The sequence below is a fragment of the Massilibacteroides vaginae genome, from assembly GCF_900178525.1.
Taxonomy (GTDB): domain Bacteria; phylum Bacteroidota; class Bacteroidia; order Bacteroidales; family Tannerellaceae; genus Massilibacteroides; species Massilibacteroides vaginae.
This window is the reverse complement of sequence record NZ_FXDJ01000009.1, coordinates 82,164-107,170: the sequence shown is the minus strand read 5'-3', so window position 1 is coordinate 107,170 and position 25,007 is coordinate 82,164. Positions and strand designations below refer to the sequence as shown.

General features: G+C 38.4%; 20 protein-coding genes and 3 pseudogenes. 18 read left to right on the top strand and 5 right to left on the bottom strand.

The window, feature by feature from the left end:
* Nucleotides 1-4: 4 nt before the first annotated feature.
* A complete protein-coding gene (locus B9Y81_RS08920; RefSeq protein ID WP_085536674.1) occupies nt 5-1,609 on the bottom strand; it encodes a CTP synthase in 1,605 nt (534 codons plus the stop codon).
* A 344-nt stretch (nt 1,610-1,953) separates the two neighbouring features.
* Between B9Y81_RS08920 and B9Y81_RS08915 the strand changes: the two genes are divergently transcribed.
* The 18 genes and pseudogenes from B9Y81_RS08915 (at nt 1,954) to istB (B9Y81_RS08830) (ending at nt 20,318) form a co-directional block, all read left to right on the top strand.
* On the top strand, nt 1,954-2,253 hold the full coding sequence (locus B9Y81_RS08915; protein ID WP_176221471.1) for an acetate and sugar kinases/Hsc70/actin family protein: 300 nt from the start codon (nt 1,954-1,956) through the stop codon (nt 2,251-2,253).
* Entirely contained in the window at nt 2,240-3,514 is a 1,275-nt protein-coding gene (locus B9Y81_RS08910; protein ID WP_085536672.1) for a BamG family beta-barrel-assembly machinery protein, read from the top strand. Before B9Y81_RS08915 ends, B9Y81_RS08910 begins: the two co-directional genes overlap by 14 nt.
* Nucleotides 3,515-3,542: 28 nt before the next feature.
* On the top strand, nt 3,543-4,907 hold the full coding sequence (locus B9Y81_RS08905; protein ID WP_085536671.1) for a tetratricopeptide repeat protein: 1,365 nt from the start codon (nt 3,543-3,545) through the stop codon (nt 4,905-4,907).
* Between the two features lie 18 nt (nt 4,908-4,925).
* On the top strand, nt 4,926-5,573 hold the full coding sequence (gene lptC, locus B9Y81_RS08900; RefSeq protein ID WP_085536670.1) for an LPS export ABC transporter periplasmic protein LptC: 648 nt from the start codon (nt 4,926-4,928) through the stop codon (nt 5,571-5,573).
* 93 nt (nt 5,574-5,666) lie between these two features.
* Nucleotides 5,667-7,802 (top strand): peptidylprolyl isomerase, encoded by a 2,136-nt coding sequence (locus tag B9Y81_RS08895; RefSeq protein WP_085536669.1) that lies wholly within the window; start codon nt 5,667-5,669, stop codon nt 7,800-7,802.
* Nucleotides 7,803-7,903: 101 nt separating this feature from the next.
* Nucleotides 7,904-8,926: a dual-specificity RNA methyltransferase RlmN gene (gene rlmN / locus B9Y81_RS08890; RefSeq protein ID WP_085536668.1), complete on the top strand. Its 1,023-nt coding sequence runs from the start codon at nt 7,904-7,906 to the stop codon at nt 8,924-8,926.
* Nucleotides 8,927-8,978: 52 nt separating this feature from the next.
* Nucleotides 8,979-10,025 carry a DUF4837 family protein gene (locus B9Y81_RS08885; RefSeq protein ID WP_085536667.1) on the top strand — a complete coding sequence of 349 codons (1,047 nt, stop codon included), beginning with the start codon at nt 8,979-8,981 and terminating at the stop codon, nt 10,023-10,025.
* A 4-nt stretch (nt 10,026-10,029) separates the two neighbouring features.
* Nucleotides 10,030-11,124 carry a 4-hydroxythreonine-4-phosphate dehydrogenase PdxA gene (gene pdxA / locus B9Y81_RS08880; RefSeq protein ID WP_085536666.1) on the top strand — a complete coding sequence of 365 codons (1,095 nt, stop codon included), beginning with the start codon at nt 10,030-10,032 and terminating at the stop codon, nt 11,122-11,124.
* Nucleotides 11,125-11,189: 65 nt separating this feature from the next.
* Nucleotides 11,190-11,654 carry an FAD synthase family protein gene (locus B9Y81_RS08875; protein ID WP_085536665.1) on the top strand — a complete coding sequence of 155 codons (465 nt, stop codon included), beginning with the start codon at nt 11,190-11,192 and terminating at the stop codon, nt 11,652-11,654.
* Between the two features lie 7 nt (nt 11,655-11,661).
* The gene (locus B9Y81_RS08870) at nt 11,662-12,390 is read left to right on the top strand and encodes an SDR family NAD(P)-dependent oxidoreductase (protein ID WP_085536664.1); all 729 of its coding nucleotides are present in this window, start codon (nt 11,662-11,664) and stop codon (nt 12,388-12,390) included.
* A gap of 6 nt (nt 12,391-12,396) precedes the next feature.
* Nucleotides 12,397-13,284 carry a CDP-alcohol phosphatidyltransferase family protein gene (locus tag B9Y81_RS08865; protein WP_085536663.1) on the top strand — a complete coding sequence of 296 codons (888 nt, stop codon included), beginning with the start codon at nt 12,397-12,399 and terminating at the stop codon, nt 13,282-13,284.
* Between the two features lie 7 nt (nt 13,285-13,291).
* Nucleotides 13,292-14,119, top strand: coding sequence for a lysophospholipid acyltransferase family protein (locus tag B9Y81_RS08860; RefSeq protein ID WP_085536662.1), 828 nt, complete (start codon nt 13,292-13,294; stop codon nt 14,117-14,119).
* Nucleotides 14,120-14,215: 96 nt separating this feature from the next.
* Entirely contained in the window at nt 14,216-15,406 is a 1,191-nt protein-coding gene (locus B9Y81_RS08855; protein ID WP_085536661.1) for a sigma-54 interaction domain-containing protein, read from the top strand.
* Between the two features lie 62 nt (nt 15,407-15,468).
* Nucleotides 15,469-15,933 carry an LptE family protein gene (locus tag B9Y81_RS08850; RefSeq protein WP_245832427.1) on the top strand — a complete coding sequence of 155 codons (465 nt, stop codon included), beginning with the start codon at nt 15,469-15,471 and terminating at the stop codon, nt 15,931-15,933.
* Nucleotides 15,934-16,686 carry a hypothetical protein gene (locus B9Y81_RS08845; RefSeq protein ID WP_085536659.1) on the top strand — a complete coding sequence of 251 codons (753 nt, stop codon included), beginning with the start codon at nt 15,934-15,936 and terminating at the stop codon, nt 16,684-16,686. It begins immediately after the preceding gene.
* A 1-nt stretch (nt 16,687) separates the two neighbouring features.
* Nucleotides 16,688-17,050 (top strand): preprotein translocase subunit SecG, encoded by a 363-nt coding sequence (gene secG, locus B9Y81_RS08840; RefSeq protein ID WP_085536658.1) that lies wholly within the window; start codon nt 16,688-16,690, stop codon nt 17,048-17,050.
* Nucleotides 17,051-17,964: 914 nt separating this feature from the next.
* A pseudogene (gene istA / locus B9Y81_RS08835) lies at nt 17,965-19,549 on the top strand (IS21 family transposase).
* A complete protein-coding gene (istB, locus tag B9Y81_RS08830; RefSeq protein ID WP_085536657.1) occupies nt 19,536-20,318 on the top strand; it encodes an IS21-like element helper ATPase IstB in 783 nt (260 codons plus the stop codon). Before istA (B9Y81_RS08835) ends, istB (B9Y81_RS08830) begins: the two are co-directional and overlap by 14 nt.
* Nucleotides 20,319-20,431: 113 nt before the next feature.
* On the opposite strand, the pseudogene B9Y81_RS08825 reads toward istB (B9Y81_RS08830), so the two are convergent.
* The 4 genes and pseudogenes from B9Y81_RS08825 to istA (B9Y81_RS08810) all read right to left on the bottom strand — a co-directional run.
* A pseudogene (locus B9Y81_RS08825) lies at nt 20,432-20,719 on the bottom strand (nitronate monooxygenase); the annotation flags it as partial.
* A 667-nt stretch (nt 20,720-21,386) separates the two neighbouring features.
* Nucleotides 21,387-22,373: pseudogene (locus B9Y81_RS08820) on the bottom strand (site-specific integrase); the annotation flags it as partial.
* A 140-nt stretch (nt 22,374-22,513) separates the two neighbouring features.
* Nucleotides 22,514-23,266 (bottom strand): IS21-like element helper ATPase IstB, encoded by a 753-nt coding sequence (gene istB, locus B9Y81_RS08815; protein WP_085536655.1) that lies wholly within the window; start codon nt 23,264-23,266, stop codon nt 22,514-22,516.
* Nucleotides 23,267-23,394: 128 nt separating this feature from the next.
* Complete coding sequence (gene istA, locus B9Y81_RS08810; RefSeq protein WP_176221470.1) at nt 23,395-24,921, bottom strand: IS21 family transposase; 1,527 nt, start codon at nt 24,919-24,921, stop codon at nt 23,395-23,397.
* Nucleotides 24,922-25,007 lie beyond the last annotated feature (86 nt).

Sequence of the window (25,007 nt, the reverse complement as noted above, 5' to 3'; positions counted from 1 at the left end):
ATTTTTATTTGTTCTCGATTGCCGCTTTTACAAAGCTTACGAACAATGGGTTAGGGTTTTCAACGGTGCTGCTGTATTCCGGGTGGAATTGCACGCCGATAAACCAGTTTAACTGAGGAATTTCTACAACTTCAACCAAATTGGTTTCAGGATTTTCTCCGGTACACATCATGCCATTCTCTTCAAACTGAGCTTTGTAGCTGCTGTTGAACTCAAAACGATGTCTGTGTCTTTCCTCAATATGTGTTTTTTTGTATGCCTGAAAAGTTTTTGAGCCTTTTTTAAGTACACATTCATAAGCTCCCAGACGCATAGAACCACCCATGTTCGTTATGTTTTTTTGTTCTTCCATCATGTCGATTACCTTATATGGTGTGTTGGGTTCCATTTCGGTAGAATTGGCATCTTTCAGTCCTAAAACATTGCGGGCAAATTCAATAACCATACATTGCATGCCTAAGCATATTCCCAGACATGGTTTGTTGTTCTCGCGTGCATATTTAATAGCGGCAAATTTTCCATCAATACCACGTGTGCCAAAACCCGGAGCGATTAATACGCCGTCCATGCCGGCAAGTTGTTCGGCTGCATTTTCATCTGATAGTTTTTCAGAATGAATAAAATGAAGATCCAATATCCTGTCATTATATATAGCCGCTTGCAATAATGATTCGTCAATCGATTTGTAGGCGTCTTGTAACTCTACATATTTTCCCACCAACCCGATCTTGACAGTTTCTTTCGCGGAATGTTTTTTATCTAAAAACGCCTTCCATTGTGTAAGTTCCGGAGTAGGACCTACTTCAAGCCCCATCTTTTTCAGGACTGTTATGTCCATATTTTGCTTTTGAAGCACTAAAGGTACTTCATAAATGGTAGGAACATCGATCGATTGTACTACCGCGTCTTCGGCAACATTACAAAACAGAGCCACTTTATGCAGAATGTCTTTTTTCAATCCGCGCTCAGTACGTAAAACCAAAATATCCGGTTGTATCCCTAATTCCTGTAATTGCTTAACCGAATGCTGGGTAGGTTTTGTTTTGTATTCTTTTGCAGCAGCTATATAAGGTACATAAGTAAGGTGTATGCAAAGACAGTTCTTACCAAGTTCCCATTTCAGCTGGCGCACACTTTCTATAAAAGGTAAAGACTCGATATCTCCTACAGTACCTCCGATCTCTGTAATAACAAAATCAAATTTGTATTTTGAACCTAAAAGCTTTACGTTTCTTTTAATCTCGTCGGTGATGTGAGGGATCACCTGTACTGTCTTTCCCAAGTAATCACCTTTACGTTCTTTGTTAATTACGCTTTGGTATATGCGTCCGGTAGTAATATTGTTGGCTCGCGTAGTTTGAACATTCAGAAAACGTTCGTAATGGCCTAAGTCCAAATCCGCTTCATGACCGTCAACGGTTACATAGCATTCGCCATGTTCATAAGGATTCAATGTGCCCGGATCAATGTTGATATACGGATCGAATTTTTGAATCGTAACTTTATACCCCCTGGACTGAAGAAGTTTACCCAAGGATGCGGAAATAATTCCTTTCCCTAAAGAAGAAACCACACCGCCTGTAACGAAGATGTACTTTGTATCTGCCACGTTAGTATTATTTAAATAGATGTGTCGATTTTTTAATAAGAAATGGCAAAGTTAATGAATTTCGCTCATACCACATTACTATATCATGTATTTGTTGGGTGCAATAATAGTATCTTTGATTTGCAGATTAGGTTTGCCCTTCCTAACCGCTTTGTATTTTAATATAATGTAGGCTACTCCTGTTTTTCGTTCCTGTTTTAAACAGACTATTGAACTTTTAAGTAATTTGGAAGTAAGTAATTCATTTTCTTTTTGTTTCTTTGCAGCCTAAATAATGAGAGAATAAGTGAATCTTATAATTGAACAGGGAATTTCCTCTTCGAAAGTTGCCGTGTATACGAATATTGAATAATGAGCTTAACAACTTTACCTGTCAACTATTGTTGCCGGAAGAGAAAAAAGCAATTCCAGCTATTGGAACTAATGCGGAGCGTGCGATTAGGACCAGTGTGCTGAATAGTATTGTGTATGAAATGGATGGCTGTATTAAGGTATGTGGAAAGAAATCCCTTTCTCTTTTGGTTTTTTTAACAAGTGGTCATTCAAATTATTTTGAAAGACGACTAAAAAATTCCATCTTTGCAGACATTAATTTAGTGTTGACAGGATTAAATAGAATCTTTGAGTATAATGTTGAAAATTAATAAGGTATTTATAATAGCCTGCTTTTTGTTTGCTCAATTAGCTTTAATTGCACAGAATAGTACAAATTCTCCTTATACTCGATATGGTTATGGAGAGCTGGCAGACAGATCGTTTGGCGCAGGACGAGCTATGGGAGGACTTGGCTTTGGGCTAAGATCTTCAAAGCAAATTAACCCGATGAACCCGGCGTCATACAGTGCCATTGATTCAATGACATTTCTTTTTGACTTTGGGGTTTCAGGGCAGATGTCCTGGTATAACGACGGGGTCAATAAGCAGAAGAATAAAAACGGTAATGTGGAGTATATTGCTATGCAATTTCCAATTACTAAAAGACTGGCGGTTAGTGCCGGTGTTTTGCCTTATTCTTATGTTGGATATGACTTTAACCATATAGAACAAATTGCAGGAGAAACATCTCTTAACACATTTACAGGCAAGGGTGGATTAAACGATATCTATGCTGGCTTGTCTATGGATATATGGAAGAAGCGTCTTTCAGTCGGTATTAATGCCGGTTATCTTTTTGGTACAGTTACGCATAGCAGTCTGTTGACTTTCCCGTCTTCGACGTCAGCTTTGCCTATTGAAAAGAAGCAGGAGATCAGAGTGAATGATTTAAAGCTTGACTTTGGTGTTCAGTATACGCATCCTTTCAGTAAAACAGAGCATGTAGTAGTAGGGTTGGCATTTTCTCCGTCAAACAAGCTGAATACAAAGGTTTATAATACATTCAGAGAAGGACAGGGAACTACCGGGTTGATAACAGCAGACACGTTGACCAGTTCGGCTTTTGATTTACCCAATTCTTATGGATTTGGGTTGTCGTATGTAAAACAGAATAAATTGACAGTAGGTCTTGATGTTCTTTATGAAGAATGGGAAAAGGCTTATTTTCAAGACAAGAAAGGAGTTTTTGATAATCGTTATCGTGTAGCCGGAGGGGTAGAGTATATTCCGGGATTTATGGAGCGTTCTTTTTTTAAACGTGTAAGATATCGCGCCGGTATTCACTATGGAAACTCTTATCAACAGGTGAATACAAATGAAGTCGGGGTAGATAAAGCCGGCTATAAAGAGTATGGCGCAAGTATTGGATTTGGATTGCCGTTGATTGATAACCGTTCGATCTTGAATCTTTCATTTGAATATGCGAAGATTAAACCTGAGTTAAGTTCCATGGTTGAAGAACAGTATTTCAGAGTAACGATTAATTACACATTTAACGAACAATGGTTCTTTAAGTTTAAACTAAAATAAAAAGAAAATTAAAACTCAAAATATAGATATGAAAACGAAAGTAGTATTATTGGCAGCCGGATTACTTTTATCGGTATCTGGTGCTTTTGCTCAAAAGGGAGTCGACAATGGGACTCAATTTGGCTCAGGAGAGGATAGTATTCGTTGTATAACAAATATCAGTTTGTTTACTCCGTATGCTAAAGCTGGAAATTTCAAGGATGCGTATGAATTTTGGAAAATTGTTTATGAGGAATGTCCCGCTGCAACTAAAGATATTTATTTGTACGGTGTACGTATCGTAGAATGGCAACTTCTGAATGAAAAGGATCCTGCGAAAAAAACAGAATTGCTGAATAAGTTAATGGCCGTTTATGATCAACGTGTGAAATATTTCGGTAATGATAATCGTTATGGAAAAGACTGGATCATTTCTCGTAAAGCTCAGGACTATGTTAAACACGCAGGTGAAAAGGCGGACTATAACATGTTGTATGGCTGGTTGAAGGAAGTTGTTGATCAGTTTGGTGAAAAAACAGAGCCATTGGCAGTCAATCTTTTTATGTTTGCTTCACATCAACGTTTGATCGCTGATAACGATAAGAAGGGCGAATTCGTTGAGAACTATTTAAAAGCTTCTTCTATCTTGGATGCTCAGTTAAATGCGGCTAAAGCAGCAAATAATGAAAAAGAAGTAGGCGCGCTAACTACCTTTAAGAGTAGTATCGATCAAAGTTTCGCTGGAAGTGGCGCAGCTGATTGTGAATTGTTACAAACCTTGTATAGTGATAAGGTAGAACAAAATAAAGATGACCTTGAATTTTTGAAAGAAACGATCTCTTTGCTTCGCAGAGTACGTTGCCAGGAAATTGAAGCTTATTTTGCTGCTTCGGGTTACGCACATGCTAAAGAACCGACTGCCGAATCTGCTGTAGGTTTAGGTAAGCAAGCTGTTAAGAAAAAAGATTATGCAACTGCTGTTGATTTCTTTGAAGAAGCGGCAAGATTAGAAACGGATCCTATGTCTAAAGCTGACGATTATTATATGATCGCTTTGTTGAGCTTTGAACAGAACAGCTATTCTAAAGCAAGACAATATTGCTTGAAAGCTTTAGAGTCTAACGCTAATTATGGTAATGCTTATATTCTGATTGGAAAAATGTATGCTGCAACAGCAAGTTCTGTATATCCGAATGATCCGGTATTGCGGAAAACTGTTTATTTCGCTGCTGTAGATAAGTTTGAAAAAGCAAGACAGGTTGATCCTTCTTGTGCGGAAGAAGCTTCTTCTCAGATTTCTGCTTATCGTGCGCACTTCCCATCAACAGAAGATGTGTTTATGCATCCTGACCTGGAAAAAGGAAAAGCAATAACAATTGGTGGTTGGATCGGAGAACGTACCATTGTTAGATAATATTCTAAAAAAAAGATAATGCGTTTTCTTAGTAAAACGAATCATAAGTCGAGCATAACAACTACTTTTTGTGTAGTTGTTATGCTTGTTTTATTGGTAGCTTCTTGTGGAAAAGAGAAAACGGATGTTGTAGAGGTGGCTTTTGATCCGGAAAATACGTATACAATGAAAACTACCGATATAACTGAACTTATTTCGGATTCCGGCATCATTCGTTATAAGATTATAGCCGAAGAATGGTATAGCTATGATAAAGCGGAAGAACCTTATTGGTTATTGCCTAAAGGAGGCTATTTAGAGCGTTTTGATTCGCTGTTGAATAAAGACGCAAGTATAAAGGCTGATACGGTTTTTTATTACACAAAGAAGGGGCTCTGGAAACTGGTTGGAAATGTGGAATACCTCAGTTTGCAAGGTGAGAAATTTAATACGGAGCAACTTTTTATGGATGAAAAAGCAGATAAGGCCTATTCGGATAAGTATATCCGCGTTGAACAGGAAGATAAGATTATTACCGGAATCGGCTTTGAGTCGAATATGAGTATGACTAAATATAATGTATTTAATTCGCAGGGTTCTTTTCCGGTGAAGGATACTCAACCGGATACGACCACAACCGCTGCCGATTCGATACCTATTTCACCTTTGGAGATGACCCCAAACTAAAAAAAATGCGATAAAAGATATAATAAATCCTTTTTTTTGTATCTTCGTGCCCTTAAAATGGAGAATATAAATTTTAAAAAACAAATAATTTAAATGGCTACGCTTGAAAAAATTAGAAACAAAGCTGGACTTTTGGTTGCTGTTGTTGGAGTGGCTTTGTTCGCCTTCATTATTGGAGACTTCTTAAATTCCGGATCAACCTTTTTTAGACAATCACAGGAAAAAATTGCCGAAATTAACGGAGAAGTAATCAGTATTCACGATTATCAGGCGCGCGTGGACGAAATGTCTGAGGTGTATAAGATGCAAACGGGTACTAGTAACGTTGCGGAAGAACTTATGACACAGATTCGTCAGTCTGTATTTGATGCAATGGTACAGGAAGTCGTTATTGATGATGCAACTTCCGCGTTAGGATTAACAGTAACTCCGGAAGAATTATTTGATCTGATACAAGGTGAAAATGTATCTCCTATGATTCAACAAATGCCTATGTTCCGCAATCCGGAAACAGGCGTGTTTGATAAAGCTGCCTTGTTAAACTTTTTGAAAACAATAAACGATGATAATATAGCTTCTTATCCTGCGGATCAGCAAGCTCAACTATTACAAGCCAGAAATTTCTGGTTGTTCTGGGAAAAGAATATCAAACAACAGGCGTTGACAGCTAAATACAGCACATTGTTAAGTAAGGCTGTTTCTGCAAATGTGTTGGATGCTCAGGATGCGTATAACTCATCGGTTGAAAATTCTGATATTGTTTATGTAATGCAGTCTTATTCAACAATCCCGGACTCAACGATAACTGTAGCTGATAGTGACCTGAAGAAATTGTACGAACAACGTAAAGATCAGTTTAAACAGGCTGAAGGACGTATGATAAAATATATATCAGTAGACATTCTGCCAAGTCAGGAAGATTACAACAAAGCTAAAGCTGAAATAGAAAAAATCCGAGAAGAATTAATTGCTACGGACAATGTAGCTGATCTTGTAAATGAATCTTCTGAGACTCCTTACGTAGATGCTTTCGTTAGTAATGCGTCATTAGATGCTGAAGCTAAACTTTTCGTAACAACTTCTGAAATCGGAGCTGTTTCGGTTCCTACATTCCAGAATGATACGCATCGATTAATGAAATTAGTCGCAAAAACAGTTGCTCCTGACTCGGTTAAAGTGAGCCATATTATGTTGGCGGGTGCTACTGATGCCGTAATTTCTGCACGTGCGGATAGCTTGAAAAATGTATTGAAAGGTGGTGCTGATTTTGCTGAAATAGCGAAAGAGTTTTCAGTTGATCAGACAGCGGAACAAGGTGGTGAATTAGGTTGGTTTACTGAAATTGCCGCACTTAATGGATTGAACGAAGAGTTTAAAAATGCTATTTTCTCTGCTCCATTGAATGATGTAGTCGTTGTGAAAAGCTTATATGGTACACACTTAGTAAAAGTAACAGAAAAGACTGCTAATGTGGAAAAATACAAACTGGCTAATGTTGCTTTGAATGTGTCTCCAAGCTCTAAAACATATAGTAATATTTACAATGATCTGAATCAGTTTGTTGCAAAAAACAACAATGCTGATAAGTTAGATAATGCGGCTAAAGATGCCGGATATAATCTTGTATCCAATATTACTGTTACAGCACAGGATCAGACGATCGGTTTTATTCAAAACACTCGTCCAGTGATTCGTTGGGCTTTTGAAAATGATAAAGGAAAGATTTCTGAGATTTTTGAATGTGATAATAAATTTATTGTAGCTGTTGTTCAGGGTAAAATTAAAGAAGGCTATAGTTCATTGCAGGCTGTTTCTTCTTCGTTAAGATCGGAACTGATCAGACAAAAGAAGGGTGAACAAATTGTTCAAAACTTAGCTTCTAAAAATCTTACTTCGTTGGATGCTTATGCAGGTGTAATGGGTGGTGCTGTTGATTCTGTGAAATTCGTGAATTTTGGAACACAACGTATTGCCAGCATTGGACTTGAACCAAAACTTAACGCTTATGTTGCTGCTGCTAAGGAAGGAGAACTTAGTGCTCCTGTAGCCGGACAGAATGGGGTGTATGTATTTAAAGTTTATAACAGAGAAAAATCAGAAACACCATATGATGAGAAGGCATCTATTCAGGGAATAGAATCTGCAAGTGCTTATCGGGTAGGTTATCTGAGCATTCAGGAGCTGATAAACGATGCGGAAATTAAAGATAATCGTATTCGTTTCTATTAAGATTATTGTTTACCATTGGTATATTAAACTGCTGTACAGAAATGTATGGCAGTTTTTTTATCTTTGTACGTCATTACTTCGTCAAAATAGGAGATATAGAAATGAAAAAGAAATTATTGGGCATGACTCTTGATGAGCTTAAAAAAGTGGTTTCCGAACTGAGTCTGCCATCATATACAGCCGCTCAACTTGCGGATTGGTTATATAAAAAGAAGGTGTCGTCAATTTCAGATATGACAAACATCTCGAATGCGAACAGGTCTAAATTGGAGGAGTTATACGAAGTAGGAGGGAGCATTCCTATTCATGAACAAAAGTCAATAGACGGTACGGTTAAATACTTATTTGGTGTTGATAAAGGACGTTCTGTCGAGACGGTGTATATTCCTACTGAAGATAGAGCTACGCTTTGTGTGTCGTCTCAGGTAGGATGTAAAATGAATTGTTTGTTTTGCATGACAGGTAAGCAAGGTTTTACTGCAAATCTTACATCCCATGAGATAATGAATCAGATTCGTTCTATTCCTGAATCAGACACCTTGACAAACCTCGTATTTATGGGAATGGGCGAACCATTAGACAATGTGACAGAATTGTTCAAGGTATTGGAGATATTAACAGCTTCTTACGGTTATGCCTGGAGTCCAAAACGTATAACGGTTTCTACTATTGGCATAACGAAGGGTTTGGAACGTTTTTTGAACGAAAGTGACTGTCATCTTGCGGTAAGTCTTCATTCTCCTTTTCCGGATGAAAGACTTTCTTTGATGCCTGTGGAGAAGGCTTTTCCTTCTCATGAAGTGTTGGAAATGATACGTAAAATTGATTTCGCTCATCAGCGTAGAGTTTCGTTTGAGTATATTGTGTTTAAAGACCTAAATGACACACCACGCCATGCGAATGCTTTAGCGACCTTATTGAAAAATATTCCTTGTCGGATCAACTTAATACGCTTTCATGCAATACCTAACGTAGACTTAAAAAGTCCGGACATGAAAAGAATGGAGCAATTCAGGGATATGTTAAATGCTAAAGGACTTGTTTGTACAATCCGGGCTTCAAGAGGAGAAGATATTTTTGCCGCCTGTGGTATGTTGTCGAGCGCAAAATCAAAGGAAAACTAAAAAAGAGTAAATATAAAAACTTATATTTGTAGAAATATAAAACCGAATAGATATGAAAACACGTCTTTTTATATTCAGTCTTTTGTCATTACTTATTGTTTTGGGGGGATGTACGTCAAGTTTCGTTATGCCTCAGGCTACAGGATGGGTTTATGAAGTTGTTGTGGTTGCCGACCAAAAAGTATGGGATGGAGAAGCCGGAGAGGCATTAATTGCTGAAATGGAAGCGGATATACCCGGTTTGCCGCAACCGGAAGAAGCACTTAAATTAACCAAGGTTACTCCGGAAGTGTTTGACGGTATGCTGCGTTATGCAAAAAATATTGTTCAGGTTAAGGTGGATCCGAATTCTTACACCAAAGTTTCATTAAGGCATGAAATAAATCAATGGGCGCAAAATCAGGTTATGCTTACAATTACTGCTCCGGATCAAGCGTCGGTAGTACAATACCTTAAAGACAGACAAGGTGTAGTTGTCGAATTTTTCACAAAAGCAGAAATGGACAGGGTCTTTACTACCCTTGAAAAAACATATAGTAGTCTTGTAATGGAAAAAGTTCAGGCTAAATTTGATGTGAGATTAAATGTGCCTGCGGAAATGACTTTTTATAAAGATACAACCGACTTTTTCTGGGTTTCTAATAATGCGAATACAGGACGTGTAGATTTTATTGTTTATTCATTCCCTTATGTTGATCCGCAAACTTTTACGGTTAATTACCTTGTAAATAAACGTGACTCTGTGTTGAGAGAAAATCTTCCCGGAAGTTTTCCTAATTCTTATCTGGCCACCGAATTGCGTTGGGGAGTAGATTACAAACCAATGACGCATCTTGGTAAATATGGCGGTGTGATGAGAGGTTTATGGAAAACGGTTGGAGACATGATGGGAGGTCCATTTGTTAGTCTGACAAAAGTAGATGAAGTAAATAATAAAATTATTGTCGTAGAAAGTTTTGTCTTTGCTCCGGAAATGGAAAAAAGAAACCTGATGAGAAGGGGAGAGGCTTGTTTATACACGTTGCGATTGCCGGGAGAATTTGATATTCCGGTGTCTGAATCGTTTACAAGCAAAGGCAAAGACCAATTAAACAATTAAGTAGATGGAGAATAAATTAATCAGAGTCGGGATTACTCACGGTGATATTAACGGTATTGGGTATGAAGTGATTTTAAAAACATTTTCAGATAATCGCATTACAGAATTATGTACTCCTATTATATATGGTTCGTCAAAGATAGCGGCTTATCATAGAAAGACATTGGAGTTGGCTTCGGTTAATATGAGTGTCATTTCAAAAGCAGACGAAGCAGGAGAAAACCGGGTAAATATTATTAATTGTGTTGATGATGAAACGAAAGTTGAATTAGCTCAATCTACTGATATTGCCGGGGAAGCTGCTTATAAGGCTTTGGAGGCTGCGGTAAATGATTTAAAACAAGGCTTAATTGATGTGTTGGTAACTGCACCTATTAACAAAAACAATATTCAGAATAGTAATTTTACTTTTCCGGGACACACCGAATATTTAGAAGAATGTTTTGGGCATCATGAGAATAAGGCTTTGATGATTCTTATGAAAGATGAACTTCGTGTTGCTCTTGTTACCGGGCATATTCCTTTGTCTGAGGTGGTTGTTAAAGTCACAAAAGAAGCAGTAACAGAAAAACTTATACTATTCAATAAATCCCTTATTCAGGATTTCGGAATTATTAAACCCCGAATAGCGGTATTGTCTTTAAATCCACATGCCGGAGATGGTGGAGTGATTGGAAAAGAAGAAGAGGATGTACTATTGCCGGCAATGCAAGAAGCAGAGAAGCAGGGTGTAATGTCTTTTGGTCCTTATCCTTCCGATGGATTTTTCGGCGCATCTTTGTACGAGGAGTTTGATGGCGTATTGGCGATGTATCACGATCAGGGATTGGCTCCTTTCAAAGTGTTGGCGATGAAAGATGGTGTGAATTTTACAGCCGGATTATCAATTGTACGGACTTCACCTGCTCATGGAACTGCTTATAATATAGCCGGAAAAAATCTGGCATCTGAAGATTCTTTCCGTCAGGCATTGTATGTAGCCCTCGATGTGCATCGAAGCCGTAAAGCATACAAAGAGGCTACTGCTAATCCTTTACGTAAACAATATTTCGACAGAGGAGGAGATAATGAAAAGCTGGATCTGACGAAAGACGAGTAAGTTTAGTTTTTTTGTAGGAAAAGTTTGTGTAAGTTTGTGAGATAAATTAAAACGATACTATTTGTATGTTTAAGGATAAGACGATTGTATATACTTCGGGTACGTTTGATATGTTCCATTATAATCATTTGCGAATGATAAATTATGCCCGGAGCTTAGCAGATATATTGATTGTAGGGGTGAGTACGGACGAGTTAGTCTCTTCTTACAAGGCTAAACCTATTATCCCCTTTAATGAAAGACTTCAGATTATTGAGGCTCTAAAAACACCGGATATAGTTGTTCCGCAACATTCATTAGATCATTCAGAGATTGTGAAAAAGCTAAATATCGATGCTTTTGTTGTTGGAGATGACTGGTATGGTAAATATGACTACCTGAAAGATTTAGGTGTACAAGTTTTTTATTTTCCCTACGGAACAGGAGTTTCGTCTTCAACACTTAAAAAAGCGATCCACGATTCATACGAGGCAAATTTACAATTGCAGCAAAAGGCAAAACCAACAACGGTCAAAGATGGATTGAAATAAATGTTCTATGAAGAAGACCGCGTTAATTACAGGAGGAACAAAAGGAATTGGAAAGTCTGTTGCAACTTCTCTTGCTAAAAGAGGCTACGATTTAATACTCACTTATTCTTCGGATTCAAAAATAGCAAAAACTACAGCTGATGAGCTTAAAGGTTTGTCGGCAGTGAATGTGTTTCTTTTGCAGGCAGATTCTACTTCGGTTGATGCGATTACCGGTATTGCAGAATATTTAGCTGAAAAGGAAATAATGCTTGATACCGTTATTTTTAATGCCGGTATAACGTGTCGTGATGCATTTGAACAAATAACCCTGTCTGATTGGGAACGTGTTTTCTTTGCGAATGTTCATTTCCCAGTTTTCCTTTTACAATCAATTGTCGGCAGAGTAAGTAAAGGTGGATCTGTTGTTTTTACAGGTTCTCTAATGGGTATTGAACCTCACTCTGTTTCATTAGTATATGGCGTGTCTAAAAGCGCAGTTCATTCGTTAGTTAAAAATCTTGTGAAATTTCTTGTTCCTTATGATATCCGCGTTAATGCTGTAGCTCCGGGGTTCGTAGATACCGAATGGCAAAAAACGAAACCGACTGAAGTACGAAAGAGTATTGAATCGAAAATTTCAGTAGGTCGCTTTTCAGAACCGGAAGAGATAGCGGAGGTCTTTCTTATGTTAATGGATAACAAATACTTTAACGGTGAGATCGTAGTTGTTGATGGTGGATATTTATATAAATAAAAATAGATGGGTGATTTAAAAAAAGAATACGAAGCATCGTTGAAGTCGATCGAAACGGAGAACATTATTGATCGTGTTTTTTATCGTCCCATAGGATTTCGTATTGCGCGCTTGTTGACGAATACCAATATAACGCCCAATATGGTTACTGTTTTCTCAATATTTGTGGGAGGGGTTGTCGGTTATTTTTTTTATGTTAATAATATAGTTTATTCTATTATTGGTATTTGTTTGTTGATCTTCGCCAATATATTGGACTGCGTTGACGGACAATTAGCCAGAATGACAGGCGTTAAGTCCTCTATTGGACGAATATTAGACGGTATGGCCGGAGATGTATGGTTTGCCTCTATTTATATAGGTTTTGCTTACCGCCTGATGGATATTTATGGAACATCCTGGTTCTTTGGATTAGCTGTTTTATCCGGTCTTTCGCATTTAATACAAGCCAACATTACTGATTATTATAAAACATTACATCTTTTCTTTATAAGCAAAGAGAAGGGTAAGGAGTTTCAGACGCTGAAACAAGTTAAAGAAACACACAAAGAAACAAAAATAGGACTGAGTAAAACATTTTATCTGCTTTACATTGGTTATACCTATTTACAGGTTAAAGCAACGCCTAATCTGCAAAAAATGTTGTTAAATCTTTCTGAAAAATACGGAGATGATATACCGGATCCCATTCGGAAAAGCTTTCGTTCACAAAGTTTAAAATTGATGCCATTTATAGATTTGCTTACTTTCAATGGTCGCACAATGATTATGTTTGCTATTGTATTGACTGGGCATGTATGGGCCTATTTTTTATATGAAATTATCGTTCTTAACCTTATTCTAATAACTGTGATGAATAAGCACGAAAAAATGTGTGCGAATTTTATGAAATAATTTATTTATGAAAAAGACTGTTGTTGATATAAACGATCTTCAAAAGCTTAACTCTTTCTTTGGTACTACAGTCGGACGTTTTCTTGGAAAATTGTTTTTAAGGTGGTTTTGTGTTGAAAAAGTGAATGAAGTACATCGTAAGAATTGTCATTTAAGAGGTGCCGAATTTACAACTGCGATTCTAAATGACTCATTAATTGATTTAAAATACAGAGTGCATCATAAAGAGCGACTGGCTCAACTTCCTGAAGGTGCATTTATTACTGTCTCAAATCATCCGATAGGCTCTCTGGATGGTATTATCCTAATAGATATTTTTGCATCAATCCGATCGGATTTTAAAGTTATGGTTAATGGCGTGCTTGAGAATATTGGCGCAATGGAAGATAATTTTATTTCTGTTAAGCCGGATTCTAAAAATCAAGGAGCAAATTTGCAGAATGTGAATGGTGTGAGAGAATCTCTTGGAAGATTAAGGAATGGATCGCCGGTGGGATTCTTTCCTGCAGGAGCGATTTCGTTTTATAATAAGGAGAAAAAGGAAATTTGTGATCTACCCTGGACCCATAGCGTTGTAAAGCTGATTCAAAAAGGTAAAGTACCGGTGTGTCCGGTTCTGTTTGATTTTTATAATACAGGTTTTTTCTATTGGTTAGGTCGCATTGATTGGCGTATTCGAACCTTACGCATTCCTGCAGAAGCATTTAATAAGAAAGGAAAAACGGCTGATGTTTACATTGGAAAATTGATCTCAACTGAAGAAATTGCTAAGATAAAAGACGGTAAAGAGTTAGCTTCTTATCTTTATAATGCAACATACAATGCGAAAAAATAACCTATTATTATAGATTCACATCGAAAACGTGTATTTCTGAATTAAGTTTGTAATTTTGTGAGATAAACAAAATGGATCACAGAACGTGTTATCGGAATGAAAATTGACATACAACAAATAAAGCAACGATTCGGGATCATTGGTAATAGTCCGTTATTGAATAGAGCAATTGATGTGGCATTACAAGTAGCCCCTACGGATTTATCTGTGTTGATAACAGGTGAAAGTGGTGTAGGTAAAGAAAATTTCCCGCAAATAATACATCAAAATAGTGCCAGAAAGCATGGTCAATATATCGCGGTAAACTGTGGAGCCATACCTGAAGGAACTATTGATTCAGAATTGTTCGGTCATGAGAAAGGCTCTTTTACCGGTGCATTAGCCGACAGAAAGGGCTATTTCGAAGTTGCTGACGGAGGAACTATCTTTCTGGACGAAGTGGGCGAATTGCCTACACCCACACAGGCAAGATTATTGCGTGTGTTGGAATCCGGAGAATTTATTAAGGTTGGTTCTTCGAAAGTTCAGAAAACAAATGTGAGAATAGTTGCTGCAACGAATGTGAATTTAACCCAGGCAGTAGGCGAGGGTAAGTTCAGAGAAGACCTGTTTTACCGTTTAAACACCGTTCCTATTCTTGTTCCGAGTTTACGCGAACGCCCTGAAGATATTTACCTGCTTTTTAGAAAGTTCGCTGGTGATTGTGCGGAGAAGTATAGAATGCCCACGGTTAAATTAAGTGATGATGCCAAACAAATATTAGTCTCTTACAGATGGCCGGGAAATGTACGTGAACTGAAAAATCTAACTGAACGCATCTCCGTTATTGAAGAAGAAAGAACGATTACTGCAACAACATTAAAACAATACCTGCCAAACTCGCAGGTGGAAAAACTGCCCGTGTTGGTTAAACAACAGGAATCAGATTACAAACTGTTCAACAGTGAACGCGAAATCTTATATCAGGTTCTTTTTGACATGAAAAAAGATGTAAATGAATTGAAGGAATTGGTACACGGATTAATGTCTGGAAATGTAGCAGTGCCGACTAAAGAAAATGACGTTACTTATTCTCATTCACACCCACATTCAATACGCCATGTTGATCACATCATTCAGGAAGCGGAAGCAGTTGAAGAGGCTGTGTTGTCATTAGAAGATGCAGAAAAAGAAATGATTCGTAAGACGTTGGAGAAATACAACGGCAGAAGGAAAAGTGCTGCTGCTGAACTGAAAATTTCGGAGCGGACACTTTATCGCAAAATAAAAGAATTTAATCTCGAATAATATAATAACAGATGCGCAATCATTGTTTTGCAATATTTTTTTTGACAATTGTCTTTTTCTTCATGGAAGGCTGTTCCATCTCTTATACCCTGAACGGAGCATCTATTGACTATACGAAAACCAAATCGATTACGATTCGTGATTTTCCTAATCAGGCACCATTGGTTTATCCTCCTTTGGCACAAAATTTCACAGAAGGACTTAAAGACAAGTATATCCGGCAAACTCGTTTACAGATCGTTACTGATAACGGCGATCTGTATCTTGAGGGAGAAATTACCGGTTACGACCTGGTGCAGTTGGCCGTAAAAGAAGACGCCTATGCTTCACAAACCCAGTTGACAATAACAGTCAGAGTTCGTTATAGAAATCAAGCCAATCCTGAGGAAGATTTCGAACAAACATTTTCGGCAAACCGCCCATTCGATAATAATCTAATGCTGCAGGACGTTCAGGACGGACTATGCGAAGAGATTATCGCTGAAATAGCAGACCAAATTTATAATGCAACAGTCGCCAACTGGTAAATGAAAACTCACTTTCTATATGATTTGATAGAAGATGCGTCATTGTTTAACAATGAAACATTGGTTGATTTAAAGAAAACCATCGATCGTAATCCGAGTTTTTCATTAGCCAAGATATTGTATTTGAAAAATCTGGCGGTGTTGAATCATCCGGATTTTAGTGTTGAACTGAAAAAACTGTCGGTTGGAATTCCGGATAGACGTAAGCTTTTTCTATTGATAGAGGATAAGTTAGACTACCAATCTTCTGTAACAATGGTTGTAGATGAAGAACGCGAAAATGCTTTCGACCTCATCGACTCCTTTCTTTCCTTACAGCCTAATGAATCATCCCGTGATTGGCATGAAACCTTGAATAATGCATCTGTGTCTTCAGATTATATGTATTGGTCCATGTCTAAGCAAGAAACGGATGTAAACGAAGAAAACACCGTTCAATTAAAACACCACCAACTGATCGATTCTTTTATCGAAAGCGCAGGAGAGCGTCCAAGACAATTCTCAGAACCTGCAATTCCGGGCAACAACACCTTTCAGCTACAGGAAACATCTACAGACGACATTCTACAATCGCAGGATGATTCCTTTTTTACAGAAACATTAGCCCAAATTTATATAAAACAAAAACGTTATGAGCGTGCATTACAAATAATTGGAAAATTACGCTTGAAATATCCGGAAAAAAATGTTTACTTTGCAGACCAAATACGATTTTTGGAGAAATTGATTATTAACAATAAAAATATAAAATAAGATGTACGTATTTATCTCTATCCTGATTCTGATAGCTTCAGTACTGCTGATCTTGATTGTGTTGATCCAGAATTCAAAAGGAGGCGGTCTTGCTTCCGGTTTCTCTTCATCCAATCAAATCATGGGTGTTAGAAAAACTACCGATTTTTTGGAAAAAGCAACATGGACTCTGGCTGGAACCGTTATTGTTTTAAGTATTATTATCACAACGTTTATACCTACTTCTCAAACAGTAAAACAGTCTGAGATTAAACAACAGGTAAATGATGCTGTAGCAATTGATCCGGGAACAATCGCTCCTAACTTCGGAACAGCACAACAAGCCCCTGAAGAAGCTCCAGCCGCTACTCCTGAAGAAGAATAAAAAGGAGAGGCGTCACATCAAAAATTGGAGGTATCCCTACGTTGTCTTAAACATGATATTTCTAAAATAAGAAGTTTATATTAAGGTCGATGCGATTGCATCGGCCTTTTTTTATGTTTTTGCTGATTTTCAAATCAATGCAAATCAATGCATGAATACTTATGAAAGCACAAAAGATACATTGTTCAAAATAAAGGGGGCAAATGAAATACCCGGTTGGCGACAAATTTTTCCTTAGCTTTTTAAGTTAAAAACAGCACCTTTTCTTCGGTTTTTTGCACAGTCTATACCTCGTTGATAATCAATGGAATAGATGTACTGAAAAACATAAAGGTTATTTTTGAAAAAATAACCTTTATTTTTCAAAATATAAAGGATATCTTTTCAAACATATAGTATTGTGAAAAAAAGCCTCTGCATAAGGCAGAATTTGAACTGTTAAAATGCTGGAATTAAATATACACTTCCCGGCAATTCCTATAGAACCATGTTTTGGATTATCTATGGTGTCAATAAAAAAGGCTTGTCTGCATATATCTCGGTTCTTAATATCTAAATGCCTTTGCTACAAACTCTTGTTCCATTCATGAAATACCACATTCGACTGCTCACCTTTGCCAATAAGATACAAGAAAAAGTTTTTTCTACCTTAAAGGTAATTAGTCATTAAGGTTCTGATATATAATCCGTATTTTTGCATGCCAATAGAATAGAGTTGCTCAATAGTCAGATGCAGTTGGAAAATCCAGTTCAGATTGCCCCCTTGTTCCAATTCTAAATTGACCCTTTGCACCAAAACATGTTTGACCCTTTTCGCCAAAATAAAAATGTCCCCTGTCGGAGTTTAAACCAACAGGGGATTTTTATGTAATTTAGATTCCCGTCCTGGTCGATGGGTTAAAACTAAAATTACAATGACAACAAAGTTAGCAAACATTCTTCATTGCTATGCGATGGGGATGGGGATAAAAGGTATCAGTACGACCTTCGAGCTATCCCGTAACACAGTGCGCAAGTATGTGCGTTTGTTTCAAGAGAGTAACATACCGATAGAGCAGCTTCTGTCAATCCCTGGCAAGCGCCTTGAGGAGATGTTCGGTAGTAGTGGAGAGAGGGAACGTAGCCCTTCGGTGCGGCAGTTGGAGCTAGAGGCACTCTTGCCTGATTATGCTGCAAGACTTACTCGCAAAGGAGTGACCATAAAATCTTTGTATGAAGAGTATCGAGGAGAGCATCCCAATGGATTCCGTCATGCAAGTTTCGGAGCATACCTACAACGCTATCGGCTTGTATCTCGTCCGGTTGGTCACGTTGAGCATTATGCCGCAGACCAGCTGTATATCGACTTTGCTGGTGACCGTTTACAGATCATTGATGAACAAACAGGCGAGGTCAGATCTGTAGAAGTTTTCGTAGCAATCCTTCCTTGTAGTCACTATACCTACTGTGAGGCAGTCTGGTCGCAGAAGAAAGAAGACCTGATAAAAGCATGTGAGAATGCATTGCACTTCTATGGAGGTGTACCCATGGCAATCGTCCCTGACAATTTGAAGTCGGCTGTAACCCGGAGCAACCACAACGAGCCGGTTATTAACGAAGACTTTGCCGCTTTTGCCGAGCATTATGGTTGTAGTATATATCCGGCGCGAGTCAGGCATCCAAAAGACAAAGCACTTGTAGAGAACGCTGTAAAACTGATGTACAAATCTGTTTATACCGATCTCGAAGGTCTGATGTTCCATGATCTGGAATCACTCAATGCCAGCATTATCCAATCTCTAAGTCGTTTCAACGAGAGAAAACTTACCGGACGCAATCAGTCTCGCAGGCAGTTGTTTGAAGAGGTGGAAAAAGACTATCTACGGACTCTACCTTCTGTGCGGTATCAGATGAAGGAACGCAAATCTGTGACCGTGATGCGTAATAGCTATGTAACTCTCAGGAAACATCATTACAGCGTACCAAAAGAATATGTAGGCAAGCGTGTCGATATTGTTTACGATGCTGATACTCTCGATATCTTCTATGGCCTGCGGCTCGTAACAACCCACCACCGTGATGAACACACCCTATGGCTACACTCAGAAGGAGGCACACAATCTTCCCGGTAGGCATGGTAGCTACGAAAAGGATCTGGACGAGGTTTTTGAACGAGCCGCTCAGATAGACAATATCGTCTTGCTTTATCTCAAGGATGTGGCATCGCAGAAGAAATATATGCCTCAGGCCTTCCGCTCATGCAGAGGTATCCTTGCCTTGGAAAAGACCTTCGGACTGGACAGGCTTGTGGCGGCATGCACCTGTGCATCATTGATGCGCGTTTACGGATATCAAGATGTTATCGGTATTTTGAACCGAGGCGATGACGCAGACTTTCTACCACAGGCTGATCAAGACTTGGGTACCAACTTATCACTTCCGCACCACAAAAACATCCGTGGACGTGAATACTTCTTAAAATCAACAACAAAAACCAACAAAAACAATGGAAACAAATAATAAAACTGCACCTGTTACTCAGGAGAAAGACCAAAATGCCATTTCTCTGGATTTGATGAACCGTATGAAGCTGCATGGTATGGCTGCCGCCTTTAAGGAAAGCCTACAGTCTACCGTTGCCGAGTCTATGACTGCTGACGGCTTCCTTGCATTACTATTGGCTCGTGAATGGGACTATCGTTCGGATGCCTCCATACAACGCCTGATTCGTCAAGCCGGCTTTCGATACAAGGCTTATCTTGAGAGTATAGACTATACCATCAACCGAAGTCTTGACCGCAACCATATAGAACGCCTCTCGTCGCTTGACTTTATCCGTCAAGGAAAGAATCTGTTCATTACCGGTTCATCCGGAACCGGTAAAAGCTATATTGCAACAGCTATTGGTTATCACGCCTGTAAGAACGGAATACGAACAAACTATGCCAATGCATCCAAACTTATGGGAGCGCTAAAAGTTGCAAAGACAAAGGGTATCTTCGAGACCGAACTCAAGAAAATCGAACGATGTCAGTTACTTATCCTTGATGACCTCTTTCTTGTTCCTCTTGACGCTAAAGAACGTCCAATACTGCTTGACATCATCGAGGATCGTCATGAGCGCAAATCTATCATTGTGACCTCTCAATTACCAGTTGCTAACTGGTATGATGCAATAGGAGAACCAACTGTGGCTGATGCCATTCTTGACCGCATCGTACACTCGGCATATCAGATAGAACTGACCGGTGAGAGTGTGAGAAAAATGAAGGCAGGTACAAACAAGTAAATCTAAAATAAAAATGACCCCGTCGACCAGGATAATCTAGGGGTAATTATAAAGTTTTTTCAAGGGTCAATTTAGAATTGGAACAAGGGGGCAATCTGAACTGGATTTTCCATACGTGCCATATCTGCAAAATTGGATAGGGCGACCATTATATTGATGCCAATTACACCTTTTGTCTTTTCCCTGGCTAAACGCAATTCCTCTTTCAGCCCCCAAATACTATTCTTTATGAAATTTCCGTGACCTTTATGAATGAGCCCTAAACCTGCACATGAAATTACACCTATACCTCCTTCATTAGCAACTGCCGATGCTAATCCGGACAAAGATACGCCGACACCCATTCCACCTTGGATAACCGGAAGTTTGACTTCCAGATTCCCTATAAAAAATGATTTCATCTTATTTACAAAATGTGTCATGAGCAACCGTATTATACGTTCTCATAACTGATTAATACTATAAACAAGCGAGTTGATTTTGTTGTCGATTTTGACGATGGGGAGATCCGCAAACAGAGGCGGAGCAAATCATTGTGAAGAAAAGATACAATAAAAACTATATTGTTAGACATGTAAGATACGGAAACAAATCGATTTATTTGTTGTTTTGTGATATCTTATTAAAATGTTTCCGTTTTTTTAATTTATAACTTTATCATAAACATTGATATCTTCGAGCATTTTGGCAATACTCTCAACCTAAATCTCACCGAAAACAATAAAATTCTGAAATAATAAGGGAGCATATGAAACTATATATTCTTAGAAAGCTTCAAAAGACATGCAGAATACCTTTTGAAGTAATGGAAATTGTATAGAAAGGCTTGTTCATATACAACAGAATTCTTATCTATAGTTTGCGACTAACTTCTTCAAGTGAAAATTAGAAAAAAGGACAGAAAAAGAAACATTAGAATAAAGTATTTTATATCTTTACAAAAGATAAGTCGCTCTTTATTATAGTGAGGAAATTAAGCATATCTAAGAAGCAAGCTGGTTTCTAAATCGTTACCTACGAGACGAAAACATTTTGCAATGAGTTGAAATACAGTTTATTGCAAAAGCAACTTTGTCTTGCAAGATGAAATGTAAGGTTTTTCTTGATTCCGGCAAGGTCGGCAATCTCTTTCAGGTAAGAATTTAGCTTCTGATTGCTAATAACAGGAAGAATTTTACCATCAGGGAGTTTTTCTTTATACTTATCCAATATTATTTTAGGAATTTCAAGTAGAGGTACATTAACATCCGTCCCGGTCTTTACACGTTTTGTCATTATCCACAGGTTGCCATCAAAAGATTTACGGATATGCTCATTTCTCAATCCAGCTACATCTATATATGCTAAACCGCAAAAACAGGAAAATATAAATAAGTCGCGTACATTCTCCAGTCGTTCGGACACAAGATTGAGTTCAAGAATTTTTTTGATTTCATCTTCTGTCAAATACCCTCTATCAACCTTATTCAGTCTGATTTTATAGTTTGCAAAAGGATCACCGATAAGTATGCCATTATTTCGCGCAATAAGAATAATGCGTTTGAAGAACTGCATAAACTTAGCTGTTGTATTGGCATTGCATTTAGCAACTGTTTTCAAATAAACCTCAAAGTCGGTAATAAACATTAAGTTTATTTCTTTCAATGCAATATCTGACAACTTGTATTTCCTTTCTATGAAACTTTCGAGGTGTTTGCGGGTTACTTCATACTTTTGATAAGTAGATGCAGATTTAGAAATGCCAATAAGCTGCTTAACATCGTTGTTATGCTTTTCAAATAGATTCAGTAAAGTTTCGTGAGTTTCACTATGCCCTAAGAATTGGTTTTTAACCTTTTCCGCAGTTACATAGTTGTCACGCCGTTGCTGTTCGTGGTATATTTGATTTAGGGATGCTTTAATATCCTCCAGCAACTTGTTTATTTGTCCACCTGATTTACCCGTAGCTTTGCCTGCTTTTACGCTCCAGTTTTCAGGGAGGATACTTTGTTTTGTACTAAATTGACAAACTTTACCATCAACGGTAACTCTTGCCATAATCATTACCTTGTTTATTTCACTCTAAAAGTATACCACTATTTCAATCCAAAAGTATACCATTTTTTATAAATTCAAAAGGTATTGTCGTAGTTGTTTCCGGGGTACCCCGGAAACAACTACGAAGGCCGGTGCCCTGATTCTCTTTCTTCTATTTTTCATTTCCTCATCATTTTTTTAGTCTCCTTTATACGATATGATTCCCCTTCCATATTTATTAAATAAGCCTTGTGGGTTAATCGGTCTACTAATGCAGCTGTCAGCACCGGGTCGCCAAAGATTTCATCCCAGCGGTCAAACGTTAGATTGGTTGTGATGATAGTTGATTTTCTTCCCGTTCTTAGCGACAGGTGATTAAAGAGTAATTCAGCTCCGTTTTTATCAAAAGAAACGTAACCGAACTCGTCACAAATGACAAGATCATATTTTTCAAATTTACTTTCCAGCTGTCTTAATGTTCGCTTTGAGTGTGATTCCCGAAGCTGTGTGAGTAATCCGTGCACGGTAGTAAACAATACTTTATAGCCGGACATACAGGCTTTTAAGCCCAGTCCTATGGCGATATGTGTTTTTCCGGTTCCCGGGTTACCAGCCAGGATAATGTTTTGTGCTGATTTTATAAAATCAAGTCTCTCGAGCAAGGGTAGTTTTTCTTGTGCTCCGGGAGGGAGTTGATTCCTTTCAAGGTTTGTAAGGTACATCCTTAGAGGGAATCCGGCTTGCCTGATTTGTGCTTTCTTCCGGTTTTCAAGCCTGAGTTCAAACTCGCGTTCCAATAACCCGAGCAGATACGCTTCGTAATCTATTCTTTGAGCTGCAGCTTCTCTGGCTAATTCTTCAAAATCACGGCGGAAAACAGGTAGTTTTAACTCCTTGCTGTATTTAATTATATCTTCTTTGATTGAATCCATGTCTTTACTTATTTAGTCTGTTTCGATTGATGATGAGGATGTTGCCGGGGATCTTTTGTCAGCGCCAGTTAACGTCTTCTGGGTCGCCAAATAAACCTTGCCGGTTCCCGATGGCATCCTTGATCTATTCAATGCATTAATGTTGATAATACAGATAATTGTTTTCTGGCTGTTATACAGATCGTGTCTTCTGCCAACTGTTGGAAGGAAGCCTCTTTGTTGCCTAGTAAAGCCCGAAGTTTTTCAGTGGTCAGTTGACCGTTTCCCGTAGTGAGCAAACGCTTGACCGACTCCTCCATCTTTTCCTCTGTAATCCTATTGTCCCGACAATAAGTAAGCAGGTCTATAAAGCTGCGGGGATCTTCACTGAAGTGCGTCTGGTAGAGATGTTTCAGGTAGGCATTACCGGCAAGAGCGAGGCTGCCGGCAAGAGCACCGGGTTTTCGCTTAAAGGTCGAAAGATAATGTTCTATATCCACGCTCCATCCATGTTTATCAAAACTCCGTTTATGTACCGAGACTTTGTCGTTTTGATAATATATATGTAATTCGTTGCTGAGCATCGACACATCAACAAACTGCCCTACCAGATGATCCGGAACCGAATAACGGTTAGCTGAGTAGCTGATAGTGGAATACTTGTCTACGCGCAATTGGATTTGCTCTGCACATACAGGCTCTGACAAAGGCAGACGTCCAAGGGTTTCTTGCTCTTCTGAAAACAGCTCCAGCCCACTTTTTCCCGTTAAGCTTTGCTTCTGACCGTTAAGCTTGTCGAGTGCCTTAAAAAGCCACTCTTCTGCTTCTTCAATATCCGTAAAGCGATCCTTCAGGGCAAATGCCTTACGACGAACATATTCCACACTCCGCTCTACATGCCCTTTTTCGTTGCCACGGTATACATTGCAAAAACGATGGGAAAACCCATAATGGCCCCGAAGCTGAAGCAAAGAAGCGGTAGGCTCCTTTTCGTGCGGACCAACAAATTTTGCTACCGCAACACGCATATTGTCGTAAACCATCTGCCGGTATACACCACCTGATACCCGGAAAAAACGAACATGGGAGTCCATAAATGAAAGCGTGTCCTGACGGTTATAAAGAAAGGCATAACGGTAATTGCTGTACGCACTTGTAAAAACAGCTAATTGAAGACGAACAAGCTTGTCTGCCAAATACAACTTGATCTCACCCCAATCGAACTCGCAAACATCGCCCGGGTTATATAATTGACGAATAAAGGCCTCACGGACTGAAGGGAGAGCTTCTTTTCTACTGATATAATTGCAGACCGTGGTGTAACCAATCTCAAAACCCTGACGATGAAGTTCTTCAAGGATATCTTTCTTTTTCAGCAATTGCTTGCGTAAACCAAGTGCTCTCTTTTCCTTATTTAAGAACAAAAGATGATCTATGGATTGCTGAACCTCAAGCGTTAACTTTAGCTTAGAACGAGTACTCGTGGTATAAGCTGGCCGTGTTGTGAAGTAAACACTTTGAGCAGCTTCTGGAGATAGACCACTTTCCAATAAACCCTCGTACTCTTCGATATATTTCTTTACAGTCTTACGACTGATATGCAGATCACCGGAAATACGACGTTGACTTTTTCCCTCACGATGACTCTGAATGACTATTTCTTGTTTTGTATACATACTTAACATTTTATATGAACGAATCCTATACGTTCATAGTTTGTAAGTGGTATACTTTTCGATTGAAAGATGGACTAATTCCTAAT